This is a genomic window from Pantoea sp. ABR1s (assembly GCF_057812235.1).
In genome coordinates this window covers 1-26,948 of record NZ_JBSZSY010000001.1, presented here as the reverse complement: position 1 = coordinate 26,948, position 26,948 = coordinate 1, and the positions used below count along the sequence as shown (strand labels likewise).

Genomic DNA, 26,948 nt, shown 5'->3' with positions numbered 1-26,948 from the left:
GGGCTTTCTGCGTTATTGGCCTTTGCGATGGCGGGTCAGGTAGTGCTTCACCAGGACAAAGAAGAGCGGAACAAAGAACAGCGCCAGTACCGTGCCTGCCAGCGTACCGCCGATGATACCGGTACCGATGGCGATGCGGCTGTTAGCACCGGCGCCCGTCGCCACCGCCAGCGGGATCACACCGGCGATAAAGGCCAGCGACGTCATCATAATCGGCCGCAGACGGGTTCGCGCTGCCTGCAACGCAGCCGCGCTCAGCGAACTTCCCCGACGAACCGCATCCTCCGCAAATTCGATGATCAGTATCGCGTTTTTGGAGGTGAGTCCGACCGTGGTCAGCAACGCCACCTGGAAGTAGATATCATTGCTTAACCCGCGCAGTGCCACCGCCAGCACGGTACCCAGTACGCCGAGCGGCACCGCTAACAGCACGGAGAAAGGTACCGACCAGCTCTCATACAGCGCAGCAAGACAGAGGAAAACCACCAGAATCGAGATCGCATACAGCGTGGTTGACTGCCCGCCCGCCTGCTTCTCCTGCAGCGAAAGACCGCTCCATGCCCCTGTGGTCCCTGCCGGGAGTTCATTGGCCAGTCGCTCAATGGTGTTCATGGCATCGCCGGAGCTGAACCCTTCGGCGTTCTGCCCCTGAATTTCGTAAGAGGCAGAGCCGTTGTAGCGGTTAAGGCTTTCGGGTCCCATGGTCCATCGGGTCGAGGCAAACGCCGAGAATGGCGTCATGGTGCCCTCACTGTTACGGATGTACCATTTATCCAGATCAGAAGGTGATGAACGATACTGACCGTCGCCCTGCACATAGACCCGCTTTACCCGACCCCGGTCGATGAAGTCATTGATATAGGCACCGCCCCAGGCGCTGGTCAGCGTATCGGTCACGTCATCCAGTTGCAGTCCTAGTGCCACCGCTTTGCTGGTATCAATATCGACCTGCAACTGCGGCGTTTGCGGCAGGATATTGGCCCGCACGCCGAGCAGTTCCGGACTTTGCGCTGCGCTTTGTAGCAGCTGATCGCGCAGGTTGCCCAGTTGCTCACGCGTGGTGCCACCGCTGGCCAGCAGCTCATAAGTAAAGCCGTTGTTCTGTCCCAGACCCGGCACCGACGGCGGCGTCAGCGCAAAGATCTGCGCATCCCGAATCGACGCCAGCGCGTAGGTGGCGCGCCCGGCAATCGCTTCGGCAGAGTTTTCACTACCCGGTCGCTGATCCCAGTTCTTAAGCTTGATAAACGCCATACCGGCATTCTGCGCAGCACCGCTGAAGTTAAAACCATTGATGGTGAAGACCACATCAATATTCTGTTTCTCTTCAGTCAGGAACCAGTCAACAATCTGCTGATTGACTGCCTCAGTGCGGCTGGCCGTGGCACCCGCTGGCAATGTCGCCTGAAGCATAATGCTGCCCTGATCTTCAGTCGGCAGGAAGCTACCCGGCAAGCGGGTAAACATCACAAACAGCACCACGCCCATAGCCGCATAAAGCGATACCATGATCAGCGGACGGCGCAGAGTGCTCACCACTTTGTGACGATACTGGCGCTCGGTGGCGGCATAAAAGCGGTTAAAACCGCCAAAGAAGCCTTTACGATGGGGTGAGGTCGGCCGCAGCAACATGCCACACAGTGCAGGCGTCAGGGTCAGTGCCACCACCACGGAGAAGGTCATGGCGGCGATGATGGTGATGGAGAACTGCCGGTAAATCACACCGGTCGACCCGGCGAAAAAGGCCATAGGCAGAAATACTGCGGAGAGCACCAGCGCGATAGCCACCAGCGCGCCGGAGATCTCTTTCATCGACTTTTCCGTTGCCTCACGCGCCGGCAGACCTTCGTCATGCATAATGCGTTCGACGTTTTCGACGACCACGATGGCATCATCCACCAGCAGCCCGATGGCCAGCACCATAGCAAACAGCGTCAGGGTATTGATGGTGTAGCCGCACAGCGCCAGTACGCCAAAGGTTCCGAGCAGTACCACCGGCACCGCCAGCGCCGGGATCAGCGTCGCACGGATATTCTGCAGGAACAGGTACATCACCACTACCACCAGCGCAATCGCTTCGATCAGGGTGATCACCACATCCTCAACGGAGATTTTGATGAAGTCAGTGCTGTCGAGCGCATAAGCCACCTCATAACCTTCCGGCATTGAGTGGCGATACTCTTCAACTTTGTTTTTCACCAGCGTCGCGGTGGCCAGCGCATTCGCGCCCGGCGCCAGCATCACACCGACACCCGCCGCAGGATGCCCGTTGAGTCGGGTGGTCATGTCATAGGATTCGCCGCCCAGCTCCACCCGCGCCACATCACCCACGCGCACGATGGCACCGCTTTTGTCGCTTTTGACGATGATGTTTCGGAACTGATCCGGCGTCTGCAGTCGCGACTGCGCTCTGACCGTGGCGGTGAGCTGCTGATTATCAGGCGATGGCAGGCCGCCGATTTTACCGGCTGAAACCTGAATGTTCTGCGAGCGTATCGCCGCCGACACATCGGAGGGCTGCAACGCAAAGGAGTTTAGTTTGAAGGGATCGAGCCAGATGCGCATCGCGTATTGACCGCCGAACACCTGGATGTCACCTACCCCTTCGGTCCTGGCCAGCGGCTCCTGCATATTACTGACCAGCCAGTCACCGATATCCGTGCTGTTGCTTTTGCCCGTGGTGTCATACAACCCCATCACCAGCAGGAAGTTTGACTGCGATTTGGTGACGGTAACACCAAGCTGCTGCACTTCGCTGGGCAGACGGGAGAGCGCCTGCTGCACCTTGTTCTGCACCTGCACCTGAGCCGTGTCCGGATCGGTGCCCTGACTGAAGGTGACGGTAACCGACACATTCCCCTGTGAACTGCTGCTGGAGGTAAAATAGAGCAGATTATCCAGCCCGGTAAGCTGCTGCTCGATCACCTGCGTGACGCTGTTCTCCAGCGTCTCCGCAGAAGCACCGGTGTACGTTGCGCTGATATTCACCGAAGGCGGCGCAACATCGGGATATTGTTCAACCGGCAACAGGGTAATGGAGAGCGCGCCAAGCAGCATGATTAAAATGGCAACAACCCATGCGAAAACGGGACGATAAATAAAAAAACGAGAAAACATCAGCGGGATCTCTTCCTTTTGGGCGGGTGCAAAACCTGCATTCCTGCAGGCTAACAAACAGCGTTGATTATAGGGTGTAACCTCAGGCTGAACATCCTGACGTGATCTTTTCTTAAGGCTGGCTGATCGTACCGTGACGCTGCATTTTCGATTTATCGCGGATTTAACTGTGCTGACATCCGATGTGGGCATCAAAGAGAAAGCCGATCCATAACGAATCTGCTGATGCATTAAGCAAAATGGTGAGCCCTGACTATTCTCAAATAAAGGATATTGATCAGGAGAAAACCATGAAATTTTTCTACTTCGTTTCGCTCATCGCCTCTGCCCTCTATTTACTGGCCTTCCTGCCTAAACTCCGCACCCGTCGTGAACCCATAGCCTACTGGGGATGCTGGACTTATCTGGGTGCTAACGCCATTTTCTGGGCCGTTTATGGTGTCATGCATTACATTTGATGTCATTTTTTAAGCAAAGCGGTAAACAGGGATGTTTTGGGCGCTATCCTGCTGATTAATTGGGTTAGCGTGAGCGGGAGCTTAGAGATATATCATTTTTGAGTTTTCATCACAGCGACAGGATTTTGTGCCTTCTCACAGGCCCGGCAGTTATTCAGGATTGCGAGACGTGCTGGAAAAATCATATAAGGCGGCTACGCGGATTTTCAGCTAACCCTCTGGATTTTAAAGCCTCCCGTCCCGCGGAACACGATGATTTCTTCTTCTGTGCCGTTATGGGATATATTGGCATCACTATCGTGAAATTTTCTCTGCATAACAGGTTATCCCGGCAATGGCTCTGATCCCTAAAAACTATACGCGGCTGGAAAGCGGCTACCGTGAGAAAGCACTTAAAATCTATCCGTGGGTGTGTGGACGCTGCTCACGCGAGTTTGTTTATTCAAACCTGCGCGAACTGACGGTTCACCATATCGATCACGATCATACCAACAACCCGGAAGATGGCAGTAACTGGGAGTTGTTGTGTCTCTATTGTCATGACCACGAGCACTCAAAGTACACCGAGGCTGACCAGTATGGCACCCGTGTAGTGGCTGGCGAGGACGCACAAAAAGATGTCGGCGAAGCTACCTACAATCCCTTTGCTGACCTGAAGTCGATGCTGAATAAGAAGAAGTAATGACTGAACTGTCAGGCTGGCCGACCGGCCTGACAGTCTCGTTTCCCGAAGAGGATCACAACGTCTGGCCGCGGCCAGAACATAACGTAGTCCGTCATACCAGATGCCACCCTGGCCAGACTCAGCGCAATATGAATCCTTTACCAGCCGGTTATTTCAGATTTTGATATCAGTTATGGCCGGGAGAACCGTACGTCAATCCCCCCCTCACCGACACGCTTTTTGAGGCTATCTGTCGACAGCACCTTTCCTATTGGCGTGTAGCTATAGGAGGTCTGGAATGTCTCGTAAAAAAGAACCAGCGTCTTATTGCCATACAGCATCACATCGCCCTGCTGGATCGTGCCGGGTTTATGCGGATCGCTATTAAGAGCAGCAGGCAGGTCTGCAAACTTCTCATTGCCGTTCAGCTCCTCCATCGTCATGGTCAGCGGGAGTTGCTGTACAAATGCTTCCGCGGTGGCGTTATCCGCCAGCGCAATCTCATACGACTGATGGTTGATCGTCATAATAATCTTCATGGGACGCAGCTCTCCTGCCCGAACCGGGCCACTGGCTTTAGCGGGTATCAGACTATAGGTGGAAAGTAAGATCAGAAAAAGTAAGGCTCTTTTCATAAGGTTGCTCTCCGGATTATGGCGCATCTGTTCAGACATGGAGTGCGTTACTGCGATCGCCGTCCAGCCCTGAAGAAACTGGCTCACTTACCCGCCGTTATCTGATGGTAAAGATTTATCCTTCACCCTTTCGCTGCACCATCACCCTGTCGGCGGAACTCGCGCGCCGCTTATTCTGCAACAGCCCGGATGCGCTGCGCTTCATCTGATGTGCTGAACTGATTTGCGGCTTACGTTTCGGACTGTCGAAACATTTTGAGAAATAATTTCCCTGAATAACAGCCGGTTTCCACGTTGTTGCAACTATTTCTGTACCAGGCTTAACAAATAACAACAGAGACAATGTGGAGCATTATGAAAGAGCAAAATCGCACAAATGGCATCGCTCCTTATGGGGGTGCCGCCGGAGGCTGGGGCGCACTGAAGGCGGTTGCCGATGCTATCCGCGGCCAGATGTCTGTGAAACAGGATGTGATCGCCCTGTTCAAAGTCAACCAGCCGCAGGGCTTTGACTGTCCGGGCTGCGCCTGGCCCGACCCGCAACATGCCTCATCCTTTGAGTTCTGCGAAAACGGCGCAAAAGCCGTCTCCTGGGAAGCGACCAGCAAACGCACTACACCGGAATTTTTCGCCGCTCATACCGTGACTGAACTGTGGGAGCGCAGCGCACTGCATCTGGAGGGCGAAGGCCGCCTGACCCATCCGATGAAGTACGATGCCGCTACGGATACCTATCAGCCCATCGAATGGGAGACGGCATTCCGGGAGATTGGAGAACATCTGCGCAGCTACGACGATCCGGACAGCGTAGAGTTTTATACCTCGGGACGCGCCTCCAATGAAGCGGCGTTTCTGTGGCAACTCTTCGCCCGCGAATATGGCACCAATAACTTCCCCGACTGCTCAAACATGTGCCATGAACCGACCAGTGTCGGGCTGCCGGAGTCAATTGGCGTCGGCAAAGGGACGGTAGAGCTGGAAGATTTTGATCACTGCGACCTGGTGCTTTGTATCGGCCACAACCCAGGTACCAACCATCCGCGCATGCTGGGCACGCTACGGGAAGTGTCGAAACGCGGTGCCACTATTGTGGCGATCAACCCGCTGCGTGAACGTGGGCTTGAGCGCTTTACTTCGCCGCAGAGCCCGATTGAGATGCTGTCAATGAGCTCCACTGAGCTGGCCTCGACCTACTACAAGGTCAGGGTGGGCGGTGACGCAGCGATGTTGAAAGGGGTGATGAAGATCCTGCTCACTATGCACGAGGAGGCGCTGAGCAAAGGCGAACCCGGCGTGATTGATGAAGCATTTATTACTGAGCACACTGAAGGCTTTGACGCCCTGAAAGCCGACCTGGAAAGCACGGACTGGGAGCATATCCTGAAAGTCTCGGGCATGGCGCGTAAGGAGATCCAGCATATTGCCCGGCTCTACGCCAGCGCTGAACGTACCATCATCTGTTATGGCATGGGAATTACCCAGCACCAGTACGGCACTCAGAACGTGCAGCAAATCGCTAATCTGCTGCTGATGCGCGGCAATATCGGCAAGCCGGGTGCAGGTATCTGTCCGTTACGCGGTCACTCCAATGTGCAGGGCGATCGCACAGTGGGCATCACAGAGATCCCGCCGCAGTCGCTGCTGGATGGCATAGAGAGGGTGTTTGGTTTCCGCCCGCCGCAGAAGCATGGTCACGGGGCCATTGAAGCAATAAAGGCGATGCGCGACGGCAAAGCCAAAGCGTTGCTGTGTCTGGGCGGCAACCTGGCGGAAGCGATTTCCGATCCGCAGGTCACGTTCCCGGCGATGCGCAATCTTGATCTGGTGGTACATATGGCGACCAAACTGAACCGCTCGCACCTGTTACTGGGTAAACATAATTATCTGCTGCCGGTGCTGGGCCGAACAGAGACCGATGTTCAGGCAACCGTCGCGCAGAGCGTCACCGTGGAAGATTCGATGTCGATGGTGCATGCCTCACGCGGTTCGCTGGATCCCGCCTCACCCCATCTGAAGTCTGAACCGGCGCTGGTCGCCTCACTGGCGAAGGCAACGCTGCCGGACAGCGTGGTTGACTGGTCGGCCATGGCAGCCGATTACAGCCGCATCCGCGATGCCATTGAAGCGGTGTTCCCAGCGTTTGAAAACTTCAATGAGAGGATTAAGCATCCGGGTGGATTCCGGCTCTATAACGCCGCATCAGAGCGCGTCTGGCTGACGCCATCTGGCCGTGCGCAGTTTAAAGTGATGCAGGGCATCAATGAAGATCCCCGGTCACTGAAGTGCCATGATCTGGTGCTCACTACCCTGCGCAGTCACGATCAGTACAACACCACGCTTTACGGGCTGAATGACCGCTATCGTGGCGTGACAGGCCGCCGCGATGTGCTGTTTATCAATGCAGAAGAGGCGGAGAAGCGACAGTTACGGGTCGGTGACCGTGTCGATCTGATGGCGCTGGACCCGGATGGCAATCCCACCTCGCGCCAGATGAAAAACCTGACCATCGTGATTATTGATATGGCCCCAGGTTCGGTCGGCGCTTACTATCCCGAAGCCAATGTGATGGTTCCGCTTGACAGCCACGATACCAAAAGCGGCATTCCCGCCTATAAAAGCATTCCGATATCCATGAAGCGTGTCACTGACGAGACCCAGACGACCTCAGGCGTTTTACGCTAGTCAGGCGTCTCAATTTGCGAATGTTGCCAGCGTGGCCGGTGCTCCGGTCACGCTGTTTTCATTGTTGCGCCCTGAAGTTTTATCGATCCTCTCTGCCTGCTTTACCGCCTGTAAAGCACCCGACGTGAAGCAAGCCTGACGGTAACATCATATACACTACAGTCCTGAAAACGGCTCTATAAACGATCGACTCTTTTTTGCCTGCGCAGATGTTCAGCGCCCTACCGGAAAAATGCCATGTTTCACCTGATTTTCAGCTTACCCAGCTGGTATGTAATTGCGCGCGTCATTATTCCTTTGTCCCTGCCACTTGTCGTAAAGATCCTGCTCTCCGCTCTGGTGCTGCTGGCGTCACAATATCTTCTGGTGAGCCGTTTTCCCTCGGGCGGGATCTTCTCCGCTGAAATGCCCCGCATCATCATCATTCTGTTTAACTGGGCGTACAGCACCGTGCTGCTGCTGGCGCTGCTTCAGATGCTGATGGATGCGGTTATGCTGATTGCCCTGCTGTTGCGTCATCCGCTGGAGCTGGTTCCCGGTGTTCGCTATCTGGCCGTAGTGCTGGCGATGGGGCTGGCTGCCTTTGGCGTTCAGCAGGCGATACGCGTGCCGCCAGTCAAAGAGGTGACCCTTACGCTGCCCAATCTGCCCGCTGAATTCGATGGCTATCAGCTGCTGCAGCTGACCGACCTGCATATCACCCGGTTGTTTAATGCGGCCTGGACCGCCGCAATGGTTGAACGGGCAATGTCTCTCAAAGCCGATCTGATTGTGGTCACGGGCGATGTGATCGATGGCAGCCTGGCGCATCGGCGGCAGGACGTTGCGCCGCTGCGCGGGCTGGCAGCGCCTGACGGCGTATGGGCTATCACCGGCAACCATGAATATTTCTTCCATCAGGCAATCTGGACGGCGCATCTGGCCTCACTGGGTCTGCAACCTCTGCTCAACAGCCATACCGTGATCCAGCGCGGAACCGCAAAGCTGGTGATTGCCGGCCTGCCGGACGCCTCCGCACCCGGCAGAAACGCGGTCGGCCCGGATCTGGCCCGCGCGCTGGAACAGGCACCTGAAAACGCGCCGGTAATCCTGCTGGATCACCAGCCACGCAATGCACGCCAGAACGCAGCGCAGGGCGTGGATGTGCAGCTCTCAGGACATACACATGGCGGCCTGATTATCGGGCTGGACAGGCTGTTTGCTAAACCCAACGCCGGGTTTGTTTCCGGGCTTTATCAGGTCGGCGGAATGCAGCTCTATGTGAATAACGGCACGGCACTCTGGCCAGGCATGGCGGTGAGGCTGGGTCGTCCCTCAGAACTCACCCGGATTACCCTTCGCCGCCAGCCGTAATCGCGTAACGAAATGGCCTCAGGAAAGTGCGGTTTTCGCAGGTGTGCATAAGATTGAGTGAGACAAAGGAGATCACCATGACGATGTTATGTACCGCCTGCGGAACGGCTTATCCCGCTCATTCCACTCATCAGCACTGTAAAATCTGTGATGATGAACGCCAGTACGTTCCGGCCGCCGGTCAGCGCTGGCTCGCGTTTGATGAACTGCGCGCCAGCCACGCCAATAAGTGGACGGCTCACAGCGATGCGCTGTTAAGTCTTAAAACCGTGCCTGAGTTTGCCATTAACCAGCGCGCTTTTCTGCTGCGCACGCCGCATGGCAACGTACTGTGGGACTGCATTGCCAACCTTGATGATGCCACCTATACGCTGATCGCGGCGCTGGGCGGCATTGATGCTATCGCCATTTCACATCCGCACTACTACACCACCATGCAGGAGTGGGCTGAAGCGTTTAATGCGCCCATTCATCTGCACGCCCGCGATCGTCAATGGATTGTGCGGAAGAGTCCACATATCCAGTTATGGCAGGGCGAGTCGCTGACGCTGATGCCCTCTGTGACGCTGTTACGGCTGGGCGGTCATTTTCCCGGCGGCAGCGTGCTGCACTGGGACGAAGGAGAAGGGATGATTCTGGCGGGTGATATTATCCAGGTCACGCCGGGTGCGCATGGCGTGTCGTTTATGTGGAGCTACCCGAATATGCTTCCGCTGTCAGCCGCTACGGTAGGCGACATACTGCATAGGCTCTCCGGCGTGACATTCGGGCAACTGTATGGCGCGTTTGAAGGGCAGGATATCCATCAGCAGGCAAAAGAGAAGGTGATGCGGTCGGGCGAGAAGTATCTGGCCTGTCTGCAGGATCATCAGGCGTAGCGCGGAATAAACGCTGAGAAGAGAACAGCCACCCACAGGCGGCTGTTTAACACCATTATGCGGTCTGGAACACCGCAACCATCGTACGTAACTGCCCTGCGCGCGCGGCGAGCTCATCAGCTGAGGAGGCCGACTCTTCAACCAGCACGGCGTTCTGCTGCGTCACCTGATCCATCTGGTTCACCGCAATATTGACCTGCGAGATACCACTGCTCTGCTCTTCGGATGAAGAAGTGATGTCGCGCATCAGCTGAGAGGTCTGTTCAATGGCGCTGACGCTCTGTTTCACCTTATCGCCTGCGTTCTGCGCCATGGCGATCCCTTCCTGCGCGTGGCCGACTGACTGCTCAATCAGACCCTTGATCTCTTTAGCTGCACTGGCTGAACGTTGTGCCAGTGCCCGCACTTCCGACGCGACGACCGCAAAACCTTTACCCTGCTCACCGGCGCGTGCCGCTTCAACGGCCGCATTCAGTGCCAGAATGTTGGTCTGGAAGGCGATACTGTCGATCACCGAGGTAATCTCTTCAATTTTACCTGAGCTGCCACGAATTTTGTGCATGGTTTCCATCACCGAATCCATTGCTGCACCACTGGAGAGTGCAGCCTGCGTGGCAGATTCTGCACGGGCAGAGGCAAAGCGCGTGTTATCCGCGTTCTGCTGAATGATTGCCGCCAGCTGCTCCATGCTGGCAGCCGTTTCAGCCAGTGAAGCCGCCTGTTGCTCGGTGCGCGACGACAGATCGCCATTGCCACGGGCAATCTCTTCTGAGGAGTTGGCGATGGTAGCCGCGTTACCTTTGATATCCGACACCAGTTGAGCAAGACGCTGCTGCATCCGCATCAGTGCATTCAGCAGCTCAGCCATCTCATTGCTGCCGGAAACGTTCAGCTGTGCCGTCAGATCGCCCGCCGCGACGCGGCTGGCAACTTCGACCGCTTCTTTAACCGGCCGGGTAACAGAACGGGTGATCATCACGGCCAGCAGAATGGCCAGCAGCGCGACGGCAAACAGACCTGCCAGTAACAGATATTGCGCATAGCGGCGTTCCTGGATCTGCGTCTGCATCATTCCTTCCAGACGATGGCTGGTTTGTTCACCCAGCTCGCCGTAACGGTTAATCGCCTGGGTAAAGATCCGTACATAGTCAACCGGCGTCACGCTGGCGTGACCGCTGACAAAGACACTATCAGCCAGATTCAGCGCACTCAGCGCCTGCTGGTTCGCATCCTGTGCCAGATTGCCAAAGGTGGTTTTAAGATCTGGCTCAATGGAAAATACTTTATCCATGTTGCCGCTAAACTGTCTCAGCGCCGTTTTGCCATAATCAAGCTGAAATGCCATGCGGCTGCGATCGGCATCCGACACATTCCCACCCGCAATCAGCGACGTGCCGCTAGCACGAATCTGTCCCAGCGTTTCAGTCAGTTGCGGCAGGCGACTAAAGATACTGACAATCAGCTGGTAGGTATTCAGATCGGCATCCAGCGATAGCTGATAAAAATCAAGTACATCCTGGTTCGTATCGAGTAGCACCTGAATCAGCTGAGCATGTCGCGTCAGGCTGGTTGCCAGGGTCAGTTTGCCCGCGTTAATATCGTTCTGCAGCTGGCTCCACTCCTGATTAACCCGCTCCAGCCGCTTCAGCGGCTGCGCCTGCTCATTATTCTGACGTAATTCGTCAGCAATCGTCTGAGATAAGCGATTAACCTCACTGACCAACGCCATACGTGGCGCGTTATCTGGCTTGTTCAGCGAGATAGCGATCGCGCTTTCCGCACGGTGCCGCTGCAGCAAGTTCAGCAACTTGAGCACCTTTCTTTCGACCGGTATACCGGTCAGTTCCACATTCTTTGTATCAATAAGCTGGTTGCCCGTCTGAATAAACAGAAAGGTGGGTAAAATAAACAGCACCAGCGCAAAGGATCCGAGTAACAGGAATTTCGCTGGCAAATTAATCCGGTCGAGTATTTTTTTCATTCTTTTCCGCTCTGATGTGTGAGACGTGCAGGTGTGTAGCGCACGAAATAGCTTTCGTAATATTATTTTTACCGTTTCTTTGACATAGCCAGAGATGCCTCATGCAGCACAATGTCGCTATGAAGAAAGGAGTTTCGTATAAAAAATCAGAAGTACATATAACACGGAAGGGAGTATAGATTGCGCTGCGTTATTTTACAGCGAATAAAATGACAATATTTACTTCAATATCCACCTAAGACAAACTTAAAAAATAACCATATAAATCAAATAATTGAAATAAAACAATCTGGCATAACACATTAATCATCAAGCCTGACTTCAGCGTTATTGTTTTGAAAATAAAGAAATTCAAGTTGCGTCATGAATAGCCGATAACTGACATCCTGCCTGTATCTGATTCATTATCACCAGACTGTTACACACATATAACCACGCCCGGCTTTCAATTCAAACCTTATAACCCTAAAGAGTTATCTGCGCTTTTATAATGAAATCGATTTCATATTATATTTATTTCAGGAAAAGTTGCTTTATTTATTCTGATTTAAGATAAAAAAAGCCCCCACATTGTGGAGGCCCTTAAGTTACTGCTCAACCATTAAAAACTTTCCCAGTTCGCCTTAGTCAGGTCGATGGTATGGTGCTCAGGCTGCTTTGTGTGTAATACCGGACGCCGTACTGCAGCGGTCTGCTGCGACTGCACTGCACGGTGATTGCTTTCCAGCTTAAAGGTCGCCACCAGTCCCGACAGCGTTTCTGCCTGCTCCTGCAGCGACTTAGAGGCAGATGAGGCCTCTTCCACCAGTGAGGCGTTCTGTTGCGTCACTTCATCCATCTGACCAATGGCCTGATGAACCTGTTCAATGCCTTTACTCTGCTCAGAGGTAGCCGCCGCAATCTCATTGACCAGATCGGCCACCTGCTGAATCGCCTGACGGACATTTTCACTGTTAGATCCAACGCCGCTGGCCTGCTCTAAACCGTGCTCGACCTGTGAAACCGATGTTGAGATAAGATCCTTAATTTCACGGGCGGCAGAAGAGGAGCGCTGCGCCAGATTGCGCACTTCAGAGGCAACAACGGCGAAGCCGCGACCATGCTCGCCTGCACGCGCTGCCTCGACTGCCGCATTCAGCGCCAGAATATTGGTCTGAAACGCTATGCCTTCAATCAGTCCGGTAATTTCAGAGATTTTGGCAGAGCTGGCGCGGATTTCATCCATGGTACTGAGCATCTGCTTCACCGCCGTCCCATTCTGGATTGACATGTGATTCGCGTTATTTGCCAGGCTGCTGGCCTGTTGCGCACCCTCTGAGTTCTGTCGCACCGTTTCGCTCAGTGTCGCCATGCTGGCTGAGGTTTGCTCCAGTGAAGCCGCCTGTTCTTCCGTGCGTGCAGAGAGATCTTCGTTGCCCGCCGCTATCTGCGTTGATCCGGTACTCACCGATTGCGCGGCGTGACTGACGGAAAGCAACGTGCCGGAGACGCGTGCCAGCAGCTGATTAAATGCCATCGCCGTTTTGCCGATCTCATCCTTACTGCGGACCTCCGCGGTATGAGTCAGGTCGAGGGTATGACTCACCTGCGTCATGGTATTGACCATGCCTGAGAGGCTCTTTTTGATGCCGAGAATCACCTTAGTGGAGAAACCGGCCAGTATCAGAATAAGCAGCAGCGATCCGCCAGACATCGCCCACAGGGTCTGGCTATAAACGCGCTTGTTCTCCGCCCTGAGCTGTTCGCCAATATCGATATTCAGCTGAATCTGACGGGTGAAATCCGCTTCCATCTTACGGGATGCGGCACCAATACCGCCCTCACTCTGCAATAATGGCAGCGTGACCGCATCATTATGGGCGCGTGACGCGGCAAGAAATGCCGGCAATGCGCTGCGGACCGCATCCAGATTTTTATAGGCCTGTTCCGTCATCGCCTTATCTTCATCGCTGGAGATGTCGTTAGCCATGTAGTAATCATTGAGCGACTTAATCTGCGTAAGCAGATTCTCAATGCGCTCTTCCGCAGCAGGGAATTTTGCCGCATCGCTGGTGCTGTGGTGGCGATAAAGCGCAATACCCAACTGATTGGTCACGCTGATCGATTTATTGAGATCGCGAATGCTGGGTATTGCGTTCATCTGTACATATTCAAAGCGGGATTGAAAGCCCGAAATCACTGATAAAGAGATAATCACCAGCGCAATCAGTGACATTGCAAGCAGTGAGAAAATCAATACCAGACGTTGTGTAATAGTCATACTTGCCCCCGGCAAAAAAGAATAATCTGGACATAATTCAAAGTTGGATCGTTCTTATCGGCTTTTGTCTGCAGGGCTTTAATTAAGCATGGCGAATATATTTTTTTATTTTTCCTTGCGAATGGTACAGAGTGAACTAGCCAGAACACTACTCTGCCATTTATTCATTTTTATTTTGACACACCTTTTTACATCTCATCATCTGAGATAAATTTGCCACATCTCCTGTCAGAAGATTTCCACTGCCGGATGGTCACAATGAAGCGGAAGCAGGCATTCATTTGGATCTGATAATTAGCCCGCTAATTCAACAGCGATGCTGACGATAATTGTTAAGGAGAAGGCGATTTAAATTCGTGGGATACCGTCGCAGACGCAGCAAAGGCAGGGCTTGTAAAGCTGAAGAGCTGAAGTGGTGAAAAACCAGCATGACAGTCTGTCATCAGATTTTCTGATAAGAGGATGACTGGCTACCTGTCAGATAACAGGCGACGGTGGGAGATTTTAGCCTTTTGTGTCAGGGCCAGATTAAATCAGTGAAATCGCTGGCGGAATGCTGAATCTGGTCTATGCTCACTGGCCCGACCAGGCTTTAGTCTGTTGGGTAGCAATAACGCTTAAAATAAAAAAAGGTAGTCGTCATGGATTTAGCCACATTTGAAACCAGAACCGGTCTTTGGCCACACATGCAGTTTACGGATGTTGAATATGAAGTGTGCAGCGCAGGTGTAGAGATCTATGCCATTGATGTCAGTCGTCAGACCAAGAGCAAGCTATTTATCTGTCGTGTCACCAACGAGCAGCAGGCAGCGTCGCTAACGGCACAGTTCAAAGAGTGGTTGCCGAAGTTAAAGCTTAAAAAACGCAAAGTCGCATTGAATCTGGCGCGCATGGCGTGCGAGAAGAGCTTCCCCGCGAATCCTAAATTCCAGGATCGGTCTGACATGCGTCGGAACACATCCAGGCTCTGATGCCTGCTTCAGCCTGCACCTGTTACAGCGGGCAGGCTGAAACGCTTTCTTATCCTGTCTGCGCTGCGGCACGTTTTAATCACGCGCCGCAGGCACCTGGAACAGCCGACATTCCCCGGGCTCAATTGAGATATCACTGAAAGTCGTGATATGCATCTCGATCCAGGTATTCGCGGCCCGAAGTGTGTGAGGTGAGTTGCGTTGTTCCAGTTCAGCCACAAAATCCCGGGTACTCACTGTGCACTGACCGGTATCATCCCGCCTCATCGCCTCTCTGAATGCTGACCAGACCTCATCATCCTGTGACATCTCTACCCCACACCGGCTCTCAATCGATAATAAACTGTATATATAAACAGTACAATTATTCTCTTATACGGTCAAGTCTGCTCTGTGTACCTGTCTCAGATCGCTAAGCAATGGCTTAATTGTGGCCATTTATAGCAGAAGCAGCAGGCGAAACAGGACTTTAATCCTAATCTTAGAAATCGTTTTCATATCTGATTAAGCTATTGATTTAAATAGCCATTGAATATTGTTAGCTTTTTAATTGTTTGATATCTAATTAAAAAAAGAGTTAACCGTAGCGGCATAAACATCGTTTTTGCCCTATCTTTGAATGGCTCTGTAATGAAATCCACTTCTTTTGCAGAGTGATCTGACTCCTACCCTTGCCCCCTTTTACAGGGGGCACTTTTTTAAGATAACGCAGATATCAACATCTGATTGTCTCTGCAGACCGGCAACGTTCATGCGTTCCGGGCTGATCTGCTGATGACGTCAAGGGAGTGTCTGGAAAAGTGGTTGATTCGTAACCTGATAATTCATTGGCCGTGCTGTCATCAGCAGAAGCCTGAAACAGTGGATTGAATCTGAAAACAATTTTCCGAAATAGCAAATAAACGGATTTTTTACCCGCTTAAAAGCCTCGCCAGAATGACGTAGTAAGGAGAATAAAAAGTGCGTAATAATCTGGCAATATCAGATTGACCAGCGCCTCACCAGGGAAGCTGTAACGTTATAATAATGCGCTATATCTGCTGTTCGCCCCCGATTTTATGGGGGTTTTTCTTTTCCCTTCATTTCTATGCCCGGTTATTGCCGCACTGCGATCTGATGTCCTGATTGTCGAATCCTTTAGTACTACCTGAATCTACGATTAAATTAATGCTGCAAATATAACGGCATAATGGTCGTAGTTGTGCGCTTAACCAGCAATATTTCTGTGATATGTTTAATCAGTAACTTTCTGCCACGTGAGTCTGATTATGCTCTCCACCCTTATTTACCGTAGCCAGCTTGCGGGTTCTGTCTCGCCAGAGAGATTGAAAGCGCTGGTGGAGCGCGCCAGTATCAAAAATGCTGAGGCTGAAGTCACCGGGATACTGCTCTATGACGGACAGCACTTTTTTCAGGTGCTGGAGGGTAGCGTCGACAACGTTCACACGGTTTTCCAGCGTATCAGTCAGGATGAGCGGCATTTTAACCTGATTGAGCTGATGCGGGATTACGCCCCTGCGCGTCGCTTCGGTCATGCCGGTATGGCCTTATTTGATTTACGTGATTATCAGAAACACACCGTAGTGGATGCCCTGCTTAAGCGGGTTACCCTGAGTGATGAACGGATCAGAGATGACCGGGTGGTGAAGTTCCTGCGTTCTTTCGTCGAGGGGCGGGATAAAGAGACGTTTATCAAAATTGATCCTGCCAGTCAGTGGACGCTGACAACACCCGTCACCTCCGAATCTCAGCCAGCTTGGCAACCGGCACCGGGTCAGCGTTGTGAATTTGCGCTACAGCCTATTGTGGATACAGCGAATCGCCGGATTGTCTCTTGTGAAGCCTTGATACGTGGCCAGCACGGCGCATCGCCCGCTGATTACTTTTCGCAATTGCCAGAAAGCGAGCGCTATCAGGGCGATCTGCACTCTAAAACCTACGCTTTCCAGCTGGCCAGGCATCTGGGGTTGCGCGAGCAAACGCTCTCCGTCAATCTGCTGCCAATGTCGCTGGTGGTAATCGATGATGCTGTTGAACATCTTATCCAGCAGATCAGGCAGCAGGGATTGCGACCAGAGCAGGTGGTGGTTGAGGTGACCGAAGATGAGATCATCTCGCGCTTCGACGCATTCCAGTTTGCTGTCCAGCAGCTGAAAGCGGCCGGGATCAGCCTGGCGCTCGATGATTTTGGCGCCGGTTTCGCTGGCCTGTCGCTGTTAGCCGATTTCCAGCCCGACAAAGTGAAAATCGATCGCAAGCTGATCACCGATATCCACCGCAGTGGCCCGCGTCAGGCGATTGTGATGGCCATCATTAAATGCTGTCAGGCGCTGGAAATTACGGTTATTGCGGAAGGGGTTGAAAAAATTGAAGAGTGGCTCTGGCTGGAAGGTGCCGGGGTGCGCTATTACCAGGGCTTTCTGTTTGCCCGTCCAGCCCTCAATGCCCTGCCTGCAGTAAGCTGGCCAGCACGACGCCCGGAATAGACCCCGCCGTGATAATCCCCTTTCCTTCCCTTTTGCCCATAATTTGATGCGGCTCACACCGCTTCGCTGCAAAAGGCAAAAGCTGTGCCATGCTTGATTCATCTGACAGCCTTCAGGCAACACAGATATTCATCAGGTCACTGGACAACAACCGGAAATGGGAGAGTCACCATGAACGAAGATCGCATTGGCGGTAACTGGAAGCAGTTCAAAGGTAAAGTTAAGGAAAAATGGGGTGATCTTACGGATGATGATATGACCGTTGTAGAAGGGAAGCGCGATCAGCTGGTCGGTAAAATTCAGGAACGCTACGGCTACGAGAAAGATCGTGCCGAAAAAGAAGTGAAAGAGTGGGAAGATTCCAACAAGTACCACTGGTAACGCGTTCTTAATCGCCGGGCGTCTCTGCGTCCGGCATCTGCTCTGTACCCCTGTTTAATCCCCCTCACCCACTGCCCTCTCTGCACCCGATACACCGGCAGATTATGGAAATGATTGTTTCTTTATTTATTCCTGACGCGCATACTGCGTCATCTTCCCTGTTCATGGGATCTCAATGCCTTCCGGATATCAATTATGCCTCAGCACTCTACCGACACCGTATGTGGTCTCGTCGGTGTTCTTCCTGAAACTCTGCGCCGCTGGCGCCGTGCCGGGCTGATAACGCCGCCTGGCCCTGCTGGTTACTCAGATAATCAGCTTACGCGTGCGCTCTGTGTGCGTGAAATGACCTCAGGGGGCCATACGCTCTTTGATATCCATACTGCATTTAACTGGCCCAGCGTTACGCTGCCTGGCGGCTGGGCCTGTCGGGAAGAGGATATGTTGCATCTGCTGGCGCATAATACGGACGCAGATGTTGATCGCGAACTACAGATGATGAATACCGACTATTGTGGTGATGATTATGTTAATCGCTACCTGCGGCCGCTCAACCTCTGGCTGCGCACTGACCTCAGCGAAGGTGCGGCGCGGCGCCAGCAGCGCTTTCATTCAGCGGTAGTCAGTCAGTGGGAGCGCCTGGCGCTGGCCTCACAACGACGCAGCACCGTACCGCTGTTTCTTGAAGCAGTCAGTGTCACAGATGAAACCGAGATCTGGATGGAAGCGATACGGCTTAACGGACAGGGCTTTCGGGTTGAAGTTGCAGCAGATGCGTCAGGTATCCCCGCCGTGGCGCAACGCCGCTTTGAGCATCATCTGATGTGGTGTGGTGATGGTATCAGTGCATCGATGAAGGCTGCATTTCACTCCAGTCTTGAGGCGGGTGAACCGATCATGCTGACCGGAACGAATACCGGCTTACCGTCGCAAATCAGCCTTATGGCAGCCAGCGCCTGAACTCTTTTGACTTTCTTACCTGCCAGTGAATAAAAAGGCGGAAACAGCCTGTGCCGTTTCCGCCCTGTTCATGTTACTGATGTTCAAGAGTTCGCTGACCGCCGATCGCAATCGGGATACGGCGCGGTTTCTCGCTCTCCGGTATTTCCTGGATCAGATCAATGCTAAGCAGACCTTCCGCCAGGCTGGCTCCGGTGACCTTCATGTGCTCTGGAATGGAAAAGCTCAGCTGGAAATCGTGTCGGGAAATGCCGCGGTGGATCCAGCTGGTGTTCTCTTCCCGGGCCTCGCCAGACGCTTCCTGTGACGGTTTCTCTCTGTGACCGGCCACTGAAAGCCGTCCGCCTCGTAACTCGATCTCCAGTTCATGCTCTTTCCAGCCAGGTACACTGACGGTCAACGCATAGCGATTATCCTCTACCCGCTGCAGATCGTAAGCGGGAACCGACGTTACCGGGCTGTCGCCAGTAAGCTGACTGAACAATTTATCGATGCGGTTAAAGCGGTCTGAAAAGACTGAATCAGACAGCGAAGGGAACACTGAAAATTGTTGTACTGACATGGTGATAATCTCCTGAACAGGTTCATCCAAAAGTTCATCTGATCGGGCTCATATTTCCGATCATCTCCATAAATAGGGATCAGTAGTCAGTTTTCAAGTTGGTAAATATAATTTTTTTACCGTTATCAGACAGCCGGTTACCACAGAAATAAATTTCAGGGTATTAACGCAGCCGTTACTTTTTGCTCTGAGGTGCAAGAGCAAAATGGGGATGACAGCCAGCCAGTAATAACAGCAACTCATATTCTCCCTGACTTAATAGTGTCGGGTTACCTGCGGCTTCTTTGGTTTGCCAGACGCGCAGGCTAAGGTCAAAACGCTCAGCGGCGCTCTGCTGTGAGAGCCCGGCGGCAAGACGAAGTTCACGCACATTACTCTGGACGACCACAGGCGGCCTGGGGGGACGATTCACCAAACAAAGACTCCTTCAACATGATTAAACCGCAAAGGCACAGCGCTTCACCATCAATAAAAGCGAAGCAACCTAAGAGCGGCCATAACGAAAAGACCACAGAATAATTGACTATTTTAAATAAATGTCAAATTTCAGGTTTAAAAATTATGCATGATTTTTTATAAGCGAAGCGGCATATTTCGCCCTGACGGAGACTTTTCTATTTCCATAGAGTGCTTTATTCCTCCTGCCAGGAATTATCCTGTTATTTGCCTTAAGGGCCATTCAGGGATTATTCCGCTACCTCAAGCGCCCTTTCTTCATCAGGATAGAGGTATAGCCTGAGGGTCATGTTCAGGCAGAATCATTGAAAAAGAGGAGGATAATGAATGAAAAATCCTATCCAGCGTCGCTCGCCCGACGATCTGTCGCAGGTGGAAATTCGTGAACAGTGGCAAATCACCTACTGGACCCAGGAACTGAGGACAACACAGGAAAGGCTGACACGCGCGATCCGCGAGCGAGGGCCGCGGACCGAACAGGTTCGTGACTGGCTGGAGCAAAACCCGCCGCCACGTCGTCCGACACAATTCACACACGGCATGAAAGGTTAAATTGATTACTTTCTGAAGCGACGCGTTACTGGCAGTCTTGCGGTGGATTGACCTATAGCAGTCAGGAGTACACTGACAGGTCATATCTGCCGGTCTTCATCTTTACAGGCTTTTACCTGTATTTTTAATAGGTTATCTTCCTGATCAACCAGCGGATAGCGATCCGTCTCTGGCTGCAGACCTGTTTAATTGTAAAACTGACTTAGAAATAACATTAACCACCCTGAATGCTTATTCATCTCCTGATGGAAAATAAACATTAACAACCGTAAAAACCCTCTCCTGGCTATATAAAATGTACAAATGTAAATAATCAGGCGCATCTTCGATTAAATTTTCGAATCGTAACAACCCCTTTAATGCGTTAAAGAAAATATTAAGAGACACCCGCTGCATAGTCCCTTATTATCCAGTTGAAAATAAAAAATCACGCCATATTTCCTGCCGCCCGAATCACATTTCGCTCCGGACAGTTTTCTTTTTTCGCTCCGTAATCAGCCGGGGCGGGGGTTCTACACACATGTTAAACAATTTAAACGGCGACAATGAGCGCCGCAGCCGCGCCTTACAGGCGTTGCGCGACCCTGATGAAAGCCGCGATGAAGTTCTCCGGAAGTTTGTCCGGTTAGCCAGTCAGGCCCTGGGTATCCCGGGCAGCTTTATATCGGTGCTGGATGATGAGTTCCAGACCGTTCGGGCATCACACAATTTTGAACTGCAACGCTCAACGCGTGCGGATTCACTTTGTCGACACGTGGTTGATAGCGACAGTGCGGTGATCGTCCCTGATACTTATTACGATGCGCGTTTTGTCACGCATCCCCTGATCACTGGCTCACCCTTTATCCGCTTTTATGTCGGTGTGCCACTGAAAACACGCGATGGCATTATTCTGGGCACACTATGTGTGACCGACACCGAGCCGCATGCGTTTCCCAGTGACCAGGTGACGACCTTAACGCTGCTCTCTACGCTGGTAATGTCCTTTCTTGAAGCCTGGCACTCGGCGGGTTTTACCGATCCGGTGACCGGGCTGCCTAACCGTCAGCGCCTGATACGTGATTTGCAATATCTTGCCGTTGCCGGCGATACCACGCCACGCCGTCTGGTTCTGATTGATTGCATCGATATGTCGCGCGCTTATGAACTGGCCCGCACCATGGGAATGAGCCCGGTTGAGAGCCTGCTGAAAGATATGGCCACTCTGCTGCCGCTACGCCTGCGTCCGGCGGTTGGGGAGATGATCTATACGGTGGCCACCGGCCGCTTTGCTATCCTGACCCGAGCGGATAGCCGACTCAGTGCCGCGTGGGTAGCCGGTCGTCTGGAAGGTATCAGTGCGGACATGGATGAAGGTCTGTCAGTCGCGCTGACTCCCCATACCGGTGAGGCTGACTTTGTCGCTGGCAGCATGCCAGCATCTGAAATATTAGGCCGTGCGGTCAGTGCGCTGCATGAAGCGGTCGGCCGCGGCCTGCCCTCTCAGCGCTTTGACGCTGAGGCTGAAACGCAGCGTTCAGAAGATTTCCTGCTGATGACCGATCTTAAAACGGCATTACGCGAGAACACCGGGCTATATATGGTCTATCAGCCGAAAATTTGCCTGCAAAGTGGTAAACCCGTGGGTCTGGAAGCGCTTATCCGCTGGCAACATCCCAGCCGGGGCGAACTTTCACCTGCCGCCTTTATCCCGCTGGCTGAGCAGACCGATCTGCTCTCTGTGCTGACAGCCTGGATTATCGATCGGGCGGTTGAGCGCCTTAGCCGGCTGAGGAATAACTGTATCCAGCTGCCGCTAACGATAAACGTCAGCGTACGTGACTTTGCGCGCGAGGGGTTCGCTTCAGCGCTGGAAAGTAAGATGGTCAAATCTAAGCTCCCGACCTCTCTGCTGGGAATTGAATGTCTGGAAACCGAACGTATCCTTGAAAGCCCGACCGCCCTGCGCGGGCTGGAGATGCTCAGAGCACGAGGATTCACTATTTCACTCGATGATTTCGGTTCCGGCTACAGCAATATCAGTTATCTGCGTCGCATGCCGCTTGATGTGATTAAGCTGGATCGTTCCCTGATCAGTGAGCTTTCCTCTGACACGGCTTCACGCATCATTGCACGCAGCATCATCGCCATGCTTAAAGAGCTGGACTATACCGTGGTGGCAGAAGGGGTTGAGTGTCCGGATGCAGTAACATCCCTGACCGAGTATGGCTGCGATCAGGCTCAGGGCTATTTCTATTCGAAGCCGTTGAACGAAGAAGCATTGGATCACTGGCTGCACTGGAAGCTGCGTGGCGAGTGTCATTAAAACTGGAGCTGACGCAATCTGATATCCCCCATGGTAATAATTCAAAATATTTGATCAATATCAGCAAAATTTAGCTATATCAGTCTGGCGAGATCGCGCCTATCATTTATTCCATCGAGGCAAAACGCCTCTCCCTGACTGAAATACGCTAAGGAATTGACCATGAACCCCATCAAAATTTTCGTTGCTGTTACTGCACTTTCTCTGATTTCATTCGGTAGTTTTGCCCAGACTATTACCGCTACCGCGTCTACCCTGGATGCTGCTGAAGCTAAAGTCGCGGCACAGGCCAAAGATGCAGGTGCATCCTATAAAATTACCGGCGCACGCGTTGATAATCGTGCTTATGTCTCTGCTGAACTGATCAAATAACATTTACCCCTTCAATACGATGAGGCGGCCATTACGGCGGCCTTTTTTATTATGCAGTAAGCATAAGTTCGTCTGCTCAGGTTCAGCGTCTCTGATCCCATTACGATTGTTGGAACCGTGCCCCGTAATTTGCCGTTTCGCTTACTGCCACCTGCCGTGGTGCAGTCTGTGCGACAGTGAATAAGGAGAGATGAAACATTTTTTGAACAATGCTAGCGTGTGCGCAATAATCTTATAAAACGGAGCTGCACATGCTGACTACCATAATATACCGCAGCCATATTTCAGATGACTTCTCCATCAGAACCCTGCCTGCGATGGTCGACAACGCCAGCAAAATAAATGCGGCTCACGACGTGACCGGCATCTTATTATTTAACGGTACCCATTTTTTTCAATTACTTGAGGGTCCGGAAGCGGGCATTCAGGCAGTCTATCAGAGAATTTGTGCAGATCGACGGCACCACAATGTGGTGGAGCTGATGCGCGACTATGCGCCTTACCGCCGCTTTGGTAATGCGGGCATGGCACTCTTTGACCTGCGTGAACACGATCGCTCATCGCTCCTGCAGGCCGTGCTGGATAAAGGGACGTCAAAATATCGTCTGACCTATGATGATCGGGCACTGCAATTCCTGCGCACGTTTGTAGAGTCTCGTGAGAAAGAGAACTACTACGAGGTCCTCCCGCCGGGTTACTGGGAGTTTATTTCTGAGCACAATGATGTGCCGGACTCCCGTCCGGAGACAGAAGGCGTCAGCTTTCGCCCGGTGGTGGATCCCCTCGCTCGTCAGGTCACAGCGATTGAAGCGACCACTCTGCGACCTGCTCCCGCCGACGACATCTCAGGCGATCAGCTTTATGTTAACGATCTGGAAACCGTGAAAAAGACGTTTGCCCATGCTGGCCTGGTCTGCCCGGACGGTATGACACTGTACGTCAGCCTGCTGCCTATGACGCTTGTAGTGATACCCAATGCCGTCGATCATATTGTGGCCGCTATTCAGCAGGCGGGACTGGTTCCTGAGCAGATTGTAGTTGGCGTAAGTGAAACCGCAGTGATCTCGCAGCTGGAAGCGTTCTCTGAAGCCGTACGCGCGCTAAAAGCGGTCGGAATCAGTCTGTCGATCGACAATTTTGGTGACGGCTCTGCGGGATTGTCCTTGCTGACTCACATTCAGCCCGACCGCATTCGTATTGATGCCGGTATCACCCGCGATGTTCATCGCAGTGGGCCAAAGCAGGCGGTGGTTCAGGCGATTATTAAATGCTGTTCCGCGCTGGAAATTACCGTCATCGCAGCAGGGATCGTACAGGCAGAAGAGTGGATGTGGCTGGAGGCTGCAGGTGTGATCAACTTCCAGGGCACGCTGTTCGCAGCCGCAGGGCGTTATGAAGCACAATCCGTTGCCTGGCCGGAATACCGGGAGGCGATGTAACACTCTCTGTCCCAACGGTGATAAAGCGGTACGTCAGCGCGAGTCCGCTTTCTTCACCGATGTCCTGCAGAGCAGTATCAAAGCCGCATCGGCCCCGCTAAACACCTCCCCTCCCCCGCGCCCCCATCGGACCCGTTCTTGTGACAGGGATAACGGCAGCGCCTTCCTGATGGTTCCGGCCATGCCTCAATCTCTGTACTCATTCTGGCTTAGTTCTATTTGATAACCACTGTAGCGAGTAAAGTTACCTGTTTAACTCTTCCAGTAAGCAAATCAGTGGCGGATCCTTTTTAGGATCGAACTTCATCGCCTATCCACTGTAGCGAGTAAAGTAACGATATTCAGGGTTCGGAAACCACTGTAGCGAGTAAGCAGAGCAAGTAAATCGTCATCCGTCCTTCTAAATTGCAGCGCGAAGGCGCATTAGCCTTTGTTTCAGGTACTCCAGGTACGGTTTCATTCAGTCATAACCACTATAGCGAGTAAAAAACCGATCTCCCTCTCAACAATGAATTTTGACCCTTGATTGCAGAATCCGCCCTGTGTGGGTCCTCGCAAAGGTGCTTTTATGAATGCAGCTAAGCTCTTTAACTGCAAAAATCTGAAGCACGGCACACCGTTTAACGGCTGTGGCGAGTAACCATTTTTAGGTGTGGGAATTTGGCAATTTAACAGGAAGTCTTTTACTGACAGTGCAATAAATGATAGTGAGTGCTTACTCTATTTAAGGTAACCACTATATCGAGCATAGGCCAGTGACAATAACAACCACTATAGCGAGTAAGCTCCTCATTTCTGCTCCCAATTAACAACCACTGTAGCGAGAATATCGCATTCATCAGCGCCAGTATCTGATCATTAACTGAACGCTTTAGCGATAAAACAACCTGATAACCACTGTAGCGAGTAGTTTACTCACCCTGGATGGACAAAACGGAGATGAAATAGCGCGGTAACGGAGGAGATAACCACTATAGCGAGTAGAGTAATGACACCAATTCCCCTGCACGGCCTGCTTGAATACTTCATGACGGGCGTACTTTCTGTGCTGTGATCAGGTAAGTAACCACTATAGCGAGTGAACATTGGGTCTCATTCTGGCTATTACGCTTTTGAGGCCGCTCTTCCGGGAGAGACTAACCACTATAGAGAGTAAACACAGCACCGGGCTCAATTCAGGTCCTGCCGATGGAGAGTGATGAATAGCGCGATTAGCCCTGTTCAGACAGGCGTTACGTATGTTGCTGTCGTGCTGGTAACCACTATAGTGAGTAACGTTACTCGCTACAGTGGTTATTGCGTTTCAGCCCGGCGTTCCCGATAAGAGATTGAAAGCGGAGTAGCATGCTAGCAGAAAGCGTGTCATTGCTTCTTCTGCTTCCTGATTTTGTTCAGTAGCTCTTTTTCTTCACGCGAGACCATCACCAGCTCACTGCTATCCTCTTCAATCACCGGTTCAGGCAGGCTGACGTCAATTACGTCGGAATCGATATCAAGATCGTCAAACTCATCCATCTCATCATCGATCAGGCCTGACTTACTGAGCGGCAGTTCGGCCGGGCGCAGCTTAGGATGACGATAATGAACCCAGAAGTAGACTGATGAGCCACGTCGGGTTTCGGTGTAGTCGAGATAGCCGATCTCTTTTAACTGCTCCATGGCCTTTCTGACGGTGGCATTCTGGGTAATCACACGCGATGTCAGGTTAAGTCTTGCGCGCAGACGCGCCATAGATATCGGCGCAGGCTTCGGCGGAAGGCTTTCAATGAAGGTGTAGAGCGCCTGAGCAGACTCTTTGCGTGCCAGCTCATTGATGGCTTTAAGCTGCAGCAGAACCTTTCTGTCGAACTGATACAGCTCAAAGATCTTGGGATCGGCCTGCAGCGTTACCGTGTCCTTCTTGATGCTGTATTTCGCAGACTGCACCAGGTGCGTCGTGTAGTTCTCTCCGCCCTTGCTGGTAAAAGTCAGGGTGTTAGAGGCAATACGCGTCAGCGAAGCATCCAGACGGCTCCTGAGCTTCGAGGAGAGACGCACTGAGGGTATGCCGCATAGTTTGGCAAATTCAACGAAAGAGAGCGTTACCGTGTCTCCCAGACACTCATGCGTAGCGAATGCACGAATGATCCCGACCCAGGTTTTGAAATCATTATCCATATCCAGGCGGGCACCCAGAATCTTAATGTTGTCATAGCCTTCTGACCTGACCAGGGATAACTGTTTAAGATCCTGGGTCACATCCATGGCGTTCATCTGGTTTTTCTGACTGCGCGCTGTGGATTTTAACGTCGGAACAAATAAACCGAGTCGCATCAATGCTACCGGCTGGACGGTGTTGTTACTGTTGGGGGTAAGAGTAACAACTTCACCTGTACGTTTATCTGTTTCGCTAAACGCATCAGCTATGTTCAGGATATCTGGTTCTTTTCTTGGCAT

21 protein-coding genes are annotated in these 26,948 nt (G+C 52.4%); 13 read left to right on the top strand and 8 right to left on the bottom strand.

The annotated features are described in order from the left end of the window. Nucleotides 1-12: 12 nt before the first annotated feature. The gene (locus tag ACXKZD_RS19155) at nt 13-3,117 is read right to left on the bottom strand and encodes an efflux RND transporter permease subunit (protein ID WP_031292285.1); all 3,105 of its coding nucleotides are present in this window, start codon (nt 3,115-3,117) and stop codon (nt 13-15) included. 290 nt (nt 3,118-3,407) lie between these two features. Between ACXKZD_RS19155 and ACXKZD_RS19150 the strand changes: the two genes are divergently transcribed. Both ACXKZD_RS19150 and yajD read left to right on the top strand, forming a co-directional pair. Further along, nucleotides 3,408-3,575 (top strand): hypothetical protein, encoded by a 168-nt coding sequence (locus tag ACXKZD_RS19150; protein ID WP_009093121.1) that lies wholly within the window; start codon nt 3,408-3,410, stop codon nt 3,573-3,575. 334 nt (nt 3,576-3,909) lie between these two features. Then, nucleotides 3,910-4,257 (top strand): HNH nuclease YajD, encoded by a 348-nt coding sequence (gene yajD / locus ACXKZD_RS19145; RefSeq protein ID WP_003850685.1) that lies wholly within the window; start codon nt 3,910-3,912, stop codon nt 4,255-4,257. 173 nt (nt 4,258-4,430) lie between these two features. Here yajD and ACXKZD_RS19140 read toward each other — a convergent pair whose 3' ends face one another. Next, nucleotides 4,431-4,961 carry a cyclophilin-like fold protein gene (locus tag ACXKZD_RS19140; protein ID WP_235194763.1) on the bottom strand — a complete coding sequence of 177 codons (531 nt, stop codon included), beginning with the start codon at nt 4,959-4,961 and terminating at the stop codon, nt 4,431-4,433. A 267-nt stretch (nt 4,962-5,228) separates the two neighbouring features. On the opposite strand from ACXKZD_RS19140, the gene ACXKZD_RS19135 reads away from it, so the two are divergent. From ACXKZD_RS19135 to ACXKZD_RS19125, 3 genes are all read left to right on the top strand, one after another. Further along, entirely contained in the window at nt 5,229-7,556 is a 2,328-nt protein-coding gene (locus ACXKZD_RS19135; protein WP_033786351.1) for an FdhF/YdeP family oxidoreductase, read from the top strand. A 237-nt stretch (nt 7,557-7,793) separates the two neighbouring features. Next, nucleotides 7,794-8,909: a metallophosphoesterase gene (locus ACXKZD_RS19130; protein WP_488982105.1), complete on the top strand. Its 1,116-nt coding sequence runs from the start codon at nt 7,794-7,796 to the stop codon at nt 8,907-8,909. Between the two features lie 77 nt (nt 8,910-8,986). Continuing rightward, nucleotides 8,987-9,787 carry an MBL fold metallo-hydrolase gene (locus tag ACXKZD_RS19125; protein ID WP_033786354.1) on the top strand — a complete coding sequence of 267 codons (801 nt, stop codon included), beginning with the start codon at nt 8,987-8,989 and terminating at the stop codon, nt 9,785-9,787. A gap of 55 nt (nt 9,788-9,842) precedes the next feature. On the opposite strand, the gene ACXKZD_RS19120 is transcribed toward ACXKZD_RS19125, so the two are convergent. Then, on the bottom strand, nt 9,843-11,768 hold the full coding sequence (locus ACXKZD_RS19120) for a methyl-accepting chemotaxis protein (protein ID WP_010256986.1): 1,926 nt from the start codon (nt 11,766-11,768) through the stop codon (nt 9,843-9,845). 601 nt (nt 11,769-12,369) lie between these two features. Further along, the gene (locus ACXKZD_RS19115; protein WP_157354224.1) at nt 12,370-14,028 is read right to left on the bottom strand and encodes a methyl-accepting chemotaxis protein; all 1,659 of its coding nucleotides are present in this window, start codon (nt 14,026-14,028) and stop codon (nt 12,370-12,372) included. Between the two features lie 641 nt (nt 14,029-14,669). Here ACXKZD_RS19115 and ACXKZD_RS19110 point away from each other — a divergent pair. Next, the gene (locus ACXKZD_RS19110; RefSeq protein WP_010256979.1) at nt 14,670-14,999 is read left to right on the top strand and encodes a hypothetical protein; all 330 of its coding nucleotides are present in this window, start codon (nt 14,670-14,672) and stop codon (nt 14,997-14,999) included. 75 nt (nt 15,000-15,074) lie between these two features. On the opposite strand, the gene ACXKZD_RS19105 is transcribed toward ACXKZD_RS19110, so the two are convergent. After that, nucleotides 15,075-15,308: a hypothetical protein gene (locus tag ACXKZD_RS19105; RefSeq protein WP_060678836.1), complete on the bottom strand. Its 234-nt coding sequence runs from the start codon at nt 15,306-15,308 to the stop codon at nt 15,075-15,077. Between the two features lie 959 nt (nt 15,309-16,267). On the opposite strand from ACXKZD_RS19105, the gene ACXKZD_RS19100 reads away from it, so the two are divergent. The 3 genes from ACXKZD_RS19100 to ACXKZD_RS19090 all read left to right on the top strand — a co-directional run bounded on the left by ACXKZD_RS19100 (nt 16,268) and on the right by ACXKZD_RS19090 (nt 18,826). Further along, nucleotides 16,268-17,485: a diguanylate phosphodiesterase gene (locus ACXKZD_RS19100; protein ID WP_010256973.1), complete on the top strand. Its 1,218-nt coding sequence runs from the start codon at nt 16,268-16,270 to the stop codon at nt 17,483-17,485. Nucleotides 17,486-17,656: 171 nt separating this feature from the next. Further along, on the top strand, nt 17,657-17,866 hold the full coding sequence (locus tag ACXKZD_RS19095) for a CsbD family protein (protein WP_010256969.1): 210 nt from the start codon (nt 17,657-17,659) through the stop codon (nt 17,864-17,866). A gap of 195 nt (nt 17,867-18,061) precedes the next feature. Continuing rightward, nucleotides 18,062-18,826: a MerR family transcriptional regulator gene (locus ACXKZD_RS19090; protein WP_010671952.1), complete on the top strand. Its 765-nt coding sequence runs from the start codon at nt 18,062-18,064 to the stop codon at nt 18,824-18,826. 73 nt (nt 18,827-18,899) lie between these two features. On the opposite strand, the gene ACXKZD_RS19085 is transcribed toward ACXKZD_RS19090, so the two are convergent. After that, a complete protein-coding gene (locus ACXKZD_RS19085) occupies nt 18,900-19,388 on the bottom strand; it encodes an Hsp20 family protein (RefSeq protein ID WP_010256958.1) in 489 nt (162 codons plus the stop codon). A gap of 175 nt (nt 19,389-19,563) precedes the next feature. Then, entirely contained in the window at nt 19,564-19,803 is a 240-nt protein-coding gene (locus ACXKZD_RS19080; protein WP_022624236.1) for a hypothetical protein, read from the bottom strand. A 368-nt stretch (nt 19,804-20,171) separates the two neighbouring features. On the opposite strand from ACXKZD_RS19080, the gene ACXKZD_RS19075 reads away from it, so the two are divergent. The 4 genes from ACXKZD_RS19075 to ACXKZD_RS19060 all read left to right on the top strand — a co-directional run bounded on the left by ACXKZD_RS19075 (nt 20,172) and on the right by ACXKZD_RS19060 (nt 24,512). After that, nucleotides 20,172-20,396 (top strand): DUF3606 domain-containing protein, encoded by a 225-nt coding sequence (locus tag ACXKZD_RS19075; RefSeq protein WP_010256955.1) that lies wholly within the window; start codon nt 20,172-20,174, stop codon nt 20,394-20,396. Between the two features lie 520 nt (nt 20,397-20,916). After that, nucleotides 20,917-22,701 carry a GGDEF and EAL domain-containing protein gene (locus ACXKZD_RS19070; RefSeq protein ID WP_010256951.1) on the top strand — a complete coding sequence of 595 codons (1,785 nt, stop codon included), beginning with the start codon at nt 20,917-20,919 and terminating at the stop codon, nt 22,699-22,701. A gap of 162 nt (nt 22,702-22,863) precedes the next feature. Next, nucleotides 22,864-23,073: a YdgH/BhsA/McbA-like domain containing protein gene (locus ACXKZD_RS19065; RefSeq protein ID WP_033759908.1), complete on the top strand. Its 210-nt coding sequence runs from the start codon at nt 22,864-22,866 to the stop codon at nt 23,071-23,073. 251 nt (nt 23,074-23,324) lie between these two features. Beyond that, nucleotides 23,325-24,512, top strand: a complete 1,188-nt coding sequence (locus ACXKZD_RS19060) for a diguanylate phosphodiesterase (RefSeq protein ID WP_488982104.1) — start codon at nt 23,325-23,327, stop codon at nt 24,510-24,512. A 1,362-nt stretch (nt 24,513-25,874) separates the two neighbouring features. Here ACXKZD_RS19060 and ACXKZD_RS19055 read toward each other — a convergent pair. Next, complete coding sequence (locus ACXKZD_RS19055; protein ID WP_010256943.1) at nt 25,875-26,948, bottom strand: RepB family plasmid replication initiator protein; 1,074 nt, start codon at nt 26,946-26,948, stop codon at nt 25,875-25,877.

Excerpts from the sequence above, each read along its gene's own strand:
- ACXKZD_RS19155 (WP_031292285.1), bottom strand. The coding sequence starts at position 3,117 with ATGTTTTCTCGTTTTTTTATTTATCGTCCCGTTTTCGCATGGGTTGTT.
- ACXKZD_RS19135 (WP_033786351.1), top strand. The coding sequence starts at position 5,229 with ATGAAAGAGCAAAATCGCACAAATGGCATCGCTCCTTATGGGGGTGCC.
- ACXKZD_RS19085 (WP_010256958.1), bottom strand. The coding sequence starts at position 19,388 with ATGTCAGTACAACAATTTTCAGTGTTCCCTTCGCTGTCTGATTCAGTC.
- ACXKZD_RS19055 (WP_010256943.1), bottom strand. The coding sequence starts at position 26,948 with ATGCCAAGAAAAGAACCAGATATCCTGAACATAGCTGATGCGTTTAGC.
- ACXKZD_RS19065 (WP_033759908.1), top strand. The coding sequence starts at position 22,864 with ATGAACCCCATCAAAATTTTCGTTGCTGTTACTGCACTTTCTCTGATT.
- ACXKZD_RS19130 (WP_488982105.1), top strand. The coding sequence starts at position 7,794 with ATGTTTCACCTGATTTTCAGCTTACCCAGCTGGTATGTAATTGCGCGC.
- ACXKZD_RS19070 (WP_010256951.1), top strand. The coding sequence starts at position 20,917 with ATGTTAAACAATTTAAACGGCGACAATGAGCGCCGCAGCCGCGCCTTA.
- ACXKZD_RS19090 (WP_010671952.1), top strand. The coding sequence starts at position 18,062 with ATGCCTCAGCACTCTACCGACACCGTATGTGGTCTCGTCGGTGTTCTT.
- ACXKZD_RS19120 (WP_010256986.1), bottom strand. The coding sequence starts at position 11,768 with ATGAAAAAAATACTCGACCGGATTAATTTGCCAGCGAAATTCCTGTTA.
- ACXKZD_RS19075 (WP_010256955.1), top strand. The coding sequence starts at position 20,172 with ATGAAAAATCCTATCCAGCGTCGCTCGCCCGACGATCTGTCGCAGGTG.
- ACXKZD_RS19125 (WP_033786354.1), top strand. The coding sequence starts at position 8,987 with ATGACGATGTTATGTACCGCCTGCGGAACGGCTTATCCCGCTCATTCC.
- ACXKZD_RS19110 (WP_010256979.1), top strand. The coding sequence starts at position 14,670 with ATGGATTTAGCCACATTTGAAACCAGAACCGGTCTTTGGCCACACATG.
- ACXKZD_RS19115 (WP_157354224.1), bottom strand. The coding sequence starts at position 14,028 with ATGACTATTACACAACGTCTGGTATTGATTTTCTCACTGCTTGCAATG.
- ACXKZD_RS19100 (WP_010256973.1), top strand. The coding sequence starts at position 16,268 with ATGCTCTCCACCCTTATTTACCGTAGCCAGCTTGCGGGTTCTGTCTCG.
- ACXKZD_RS19060 (WP_488982104.1), top strand. The coding sequence starts at position 23,325 with ATGCTGACTACCATAATATACCGCAGCCATATTTCAGATGACTTCTCC.
- ACXKZD_RS19095 (WP_010256969.1), top strand. The coding sequence starts at position 17,657 with ATGAACGAAGATCGCATTGGCGGTAACTGGAAGCAGTTCAAAGGTAAA.
- ACXKZD_RS19105 (WP_060678836.1), bottom strand. The coding sequence starts at position 15,308 with ATGTCACAGGATGATGAGGTCTGGTCAGCATTCAGAGAGGCGATGAGG.
- ACXKZD_RS19150 (WP_009093121.1), top strand. The coding sequence starts at position 3,408 with ATGAAATTTTTCTACTTCGTTTCGCTCATCGCCTCTGCCCTCTATTTA.
- yajD (WP_003850685.1), top strand. The coding sequence starts at position 3,910 with ATGGCTCTGATCCCTAAAAACTATACGCGGCTGGAAAGCGGCTACCGT.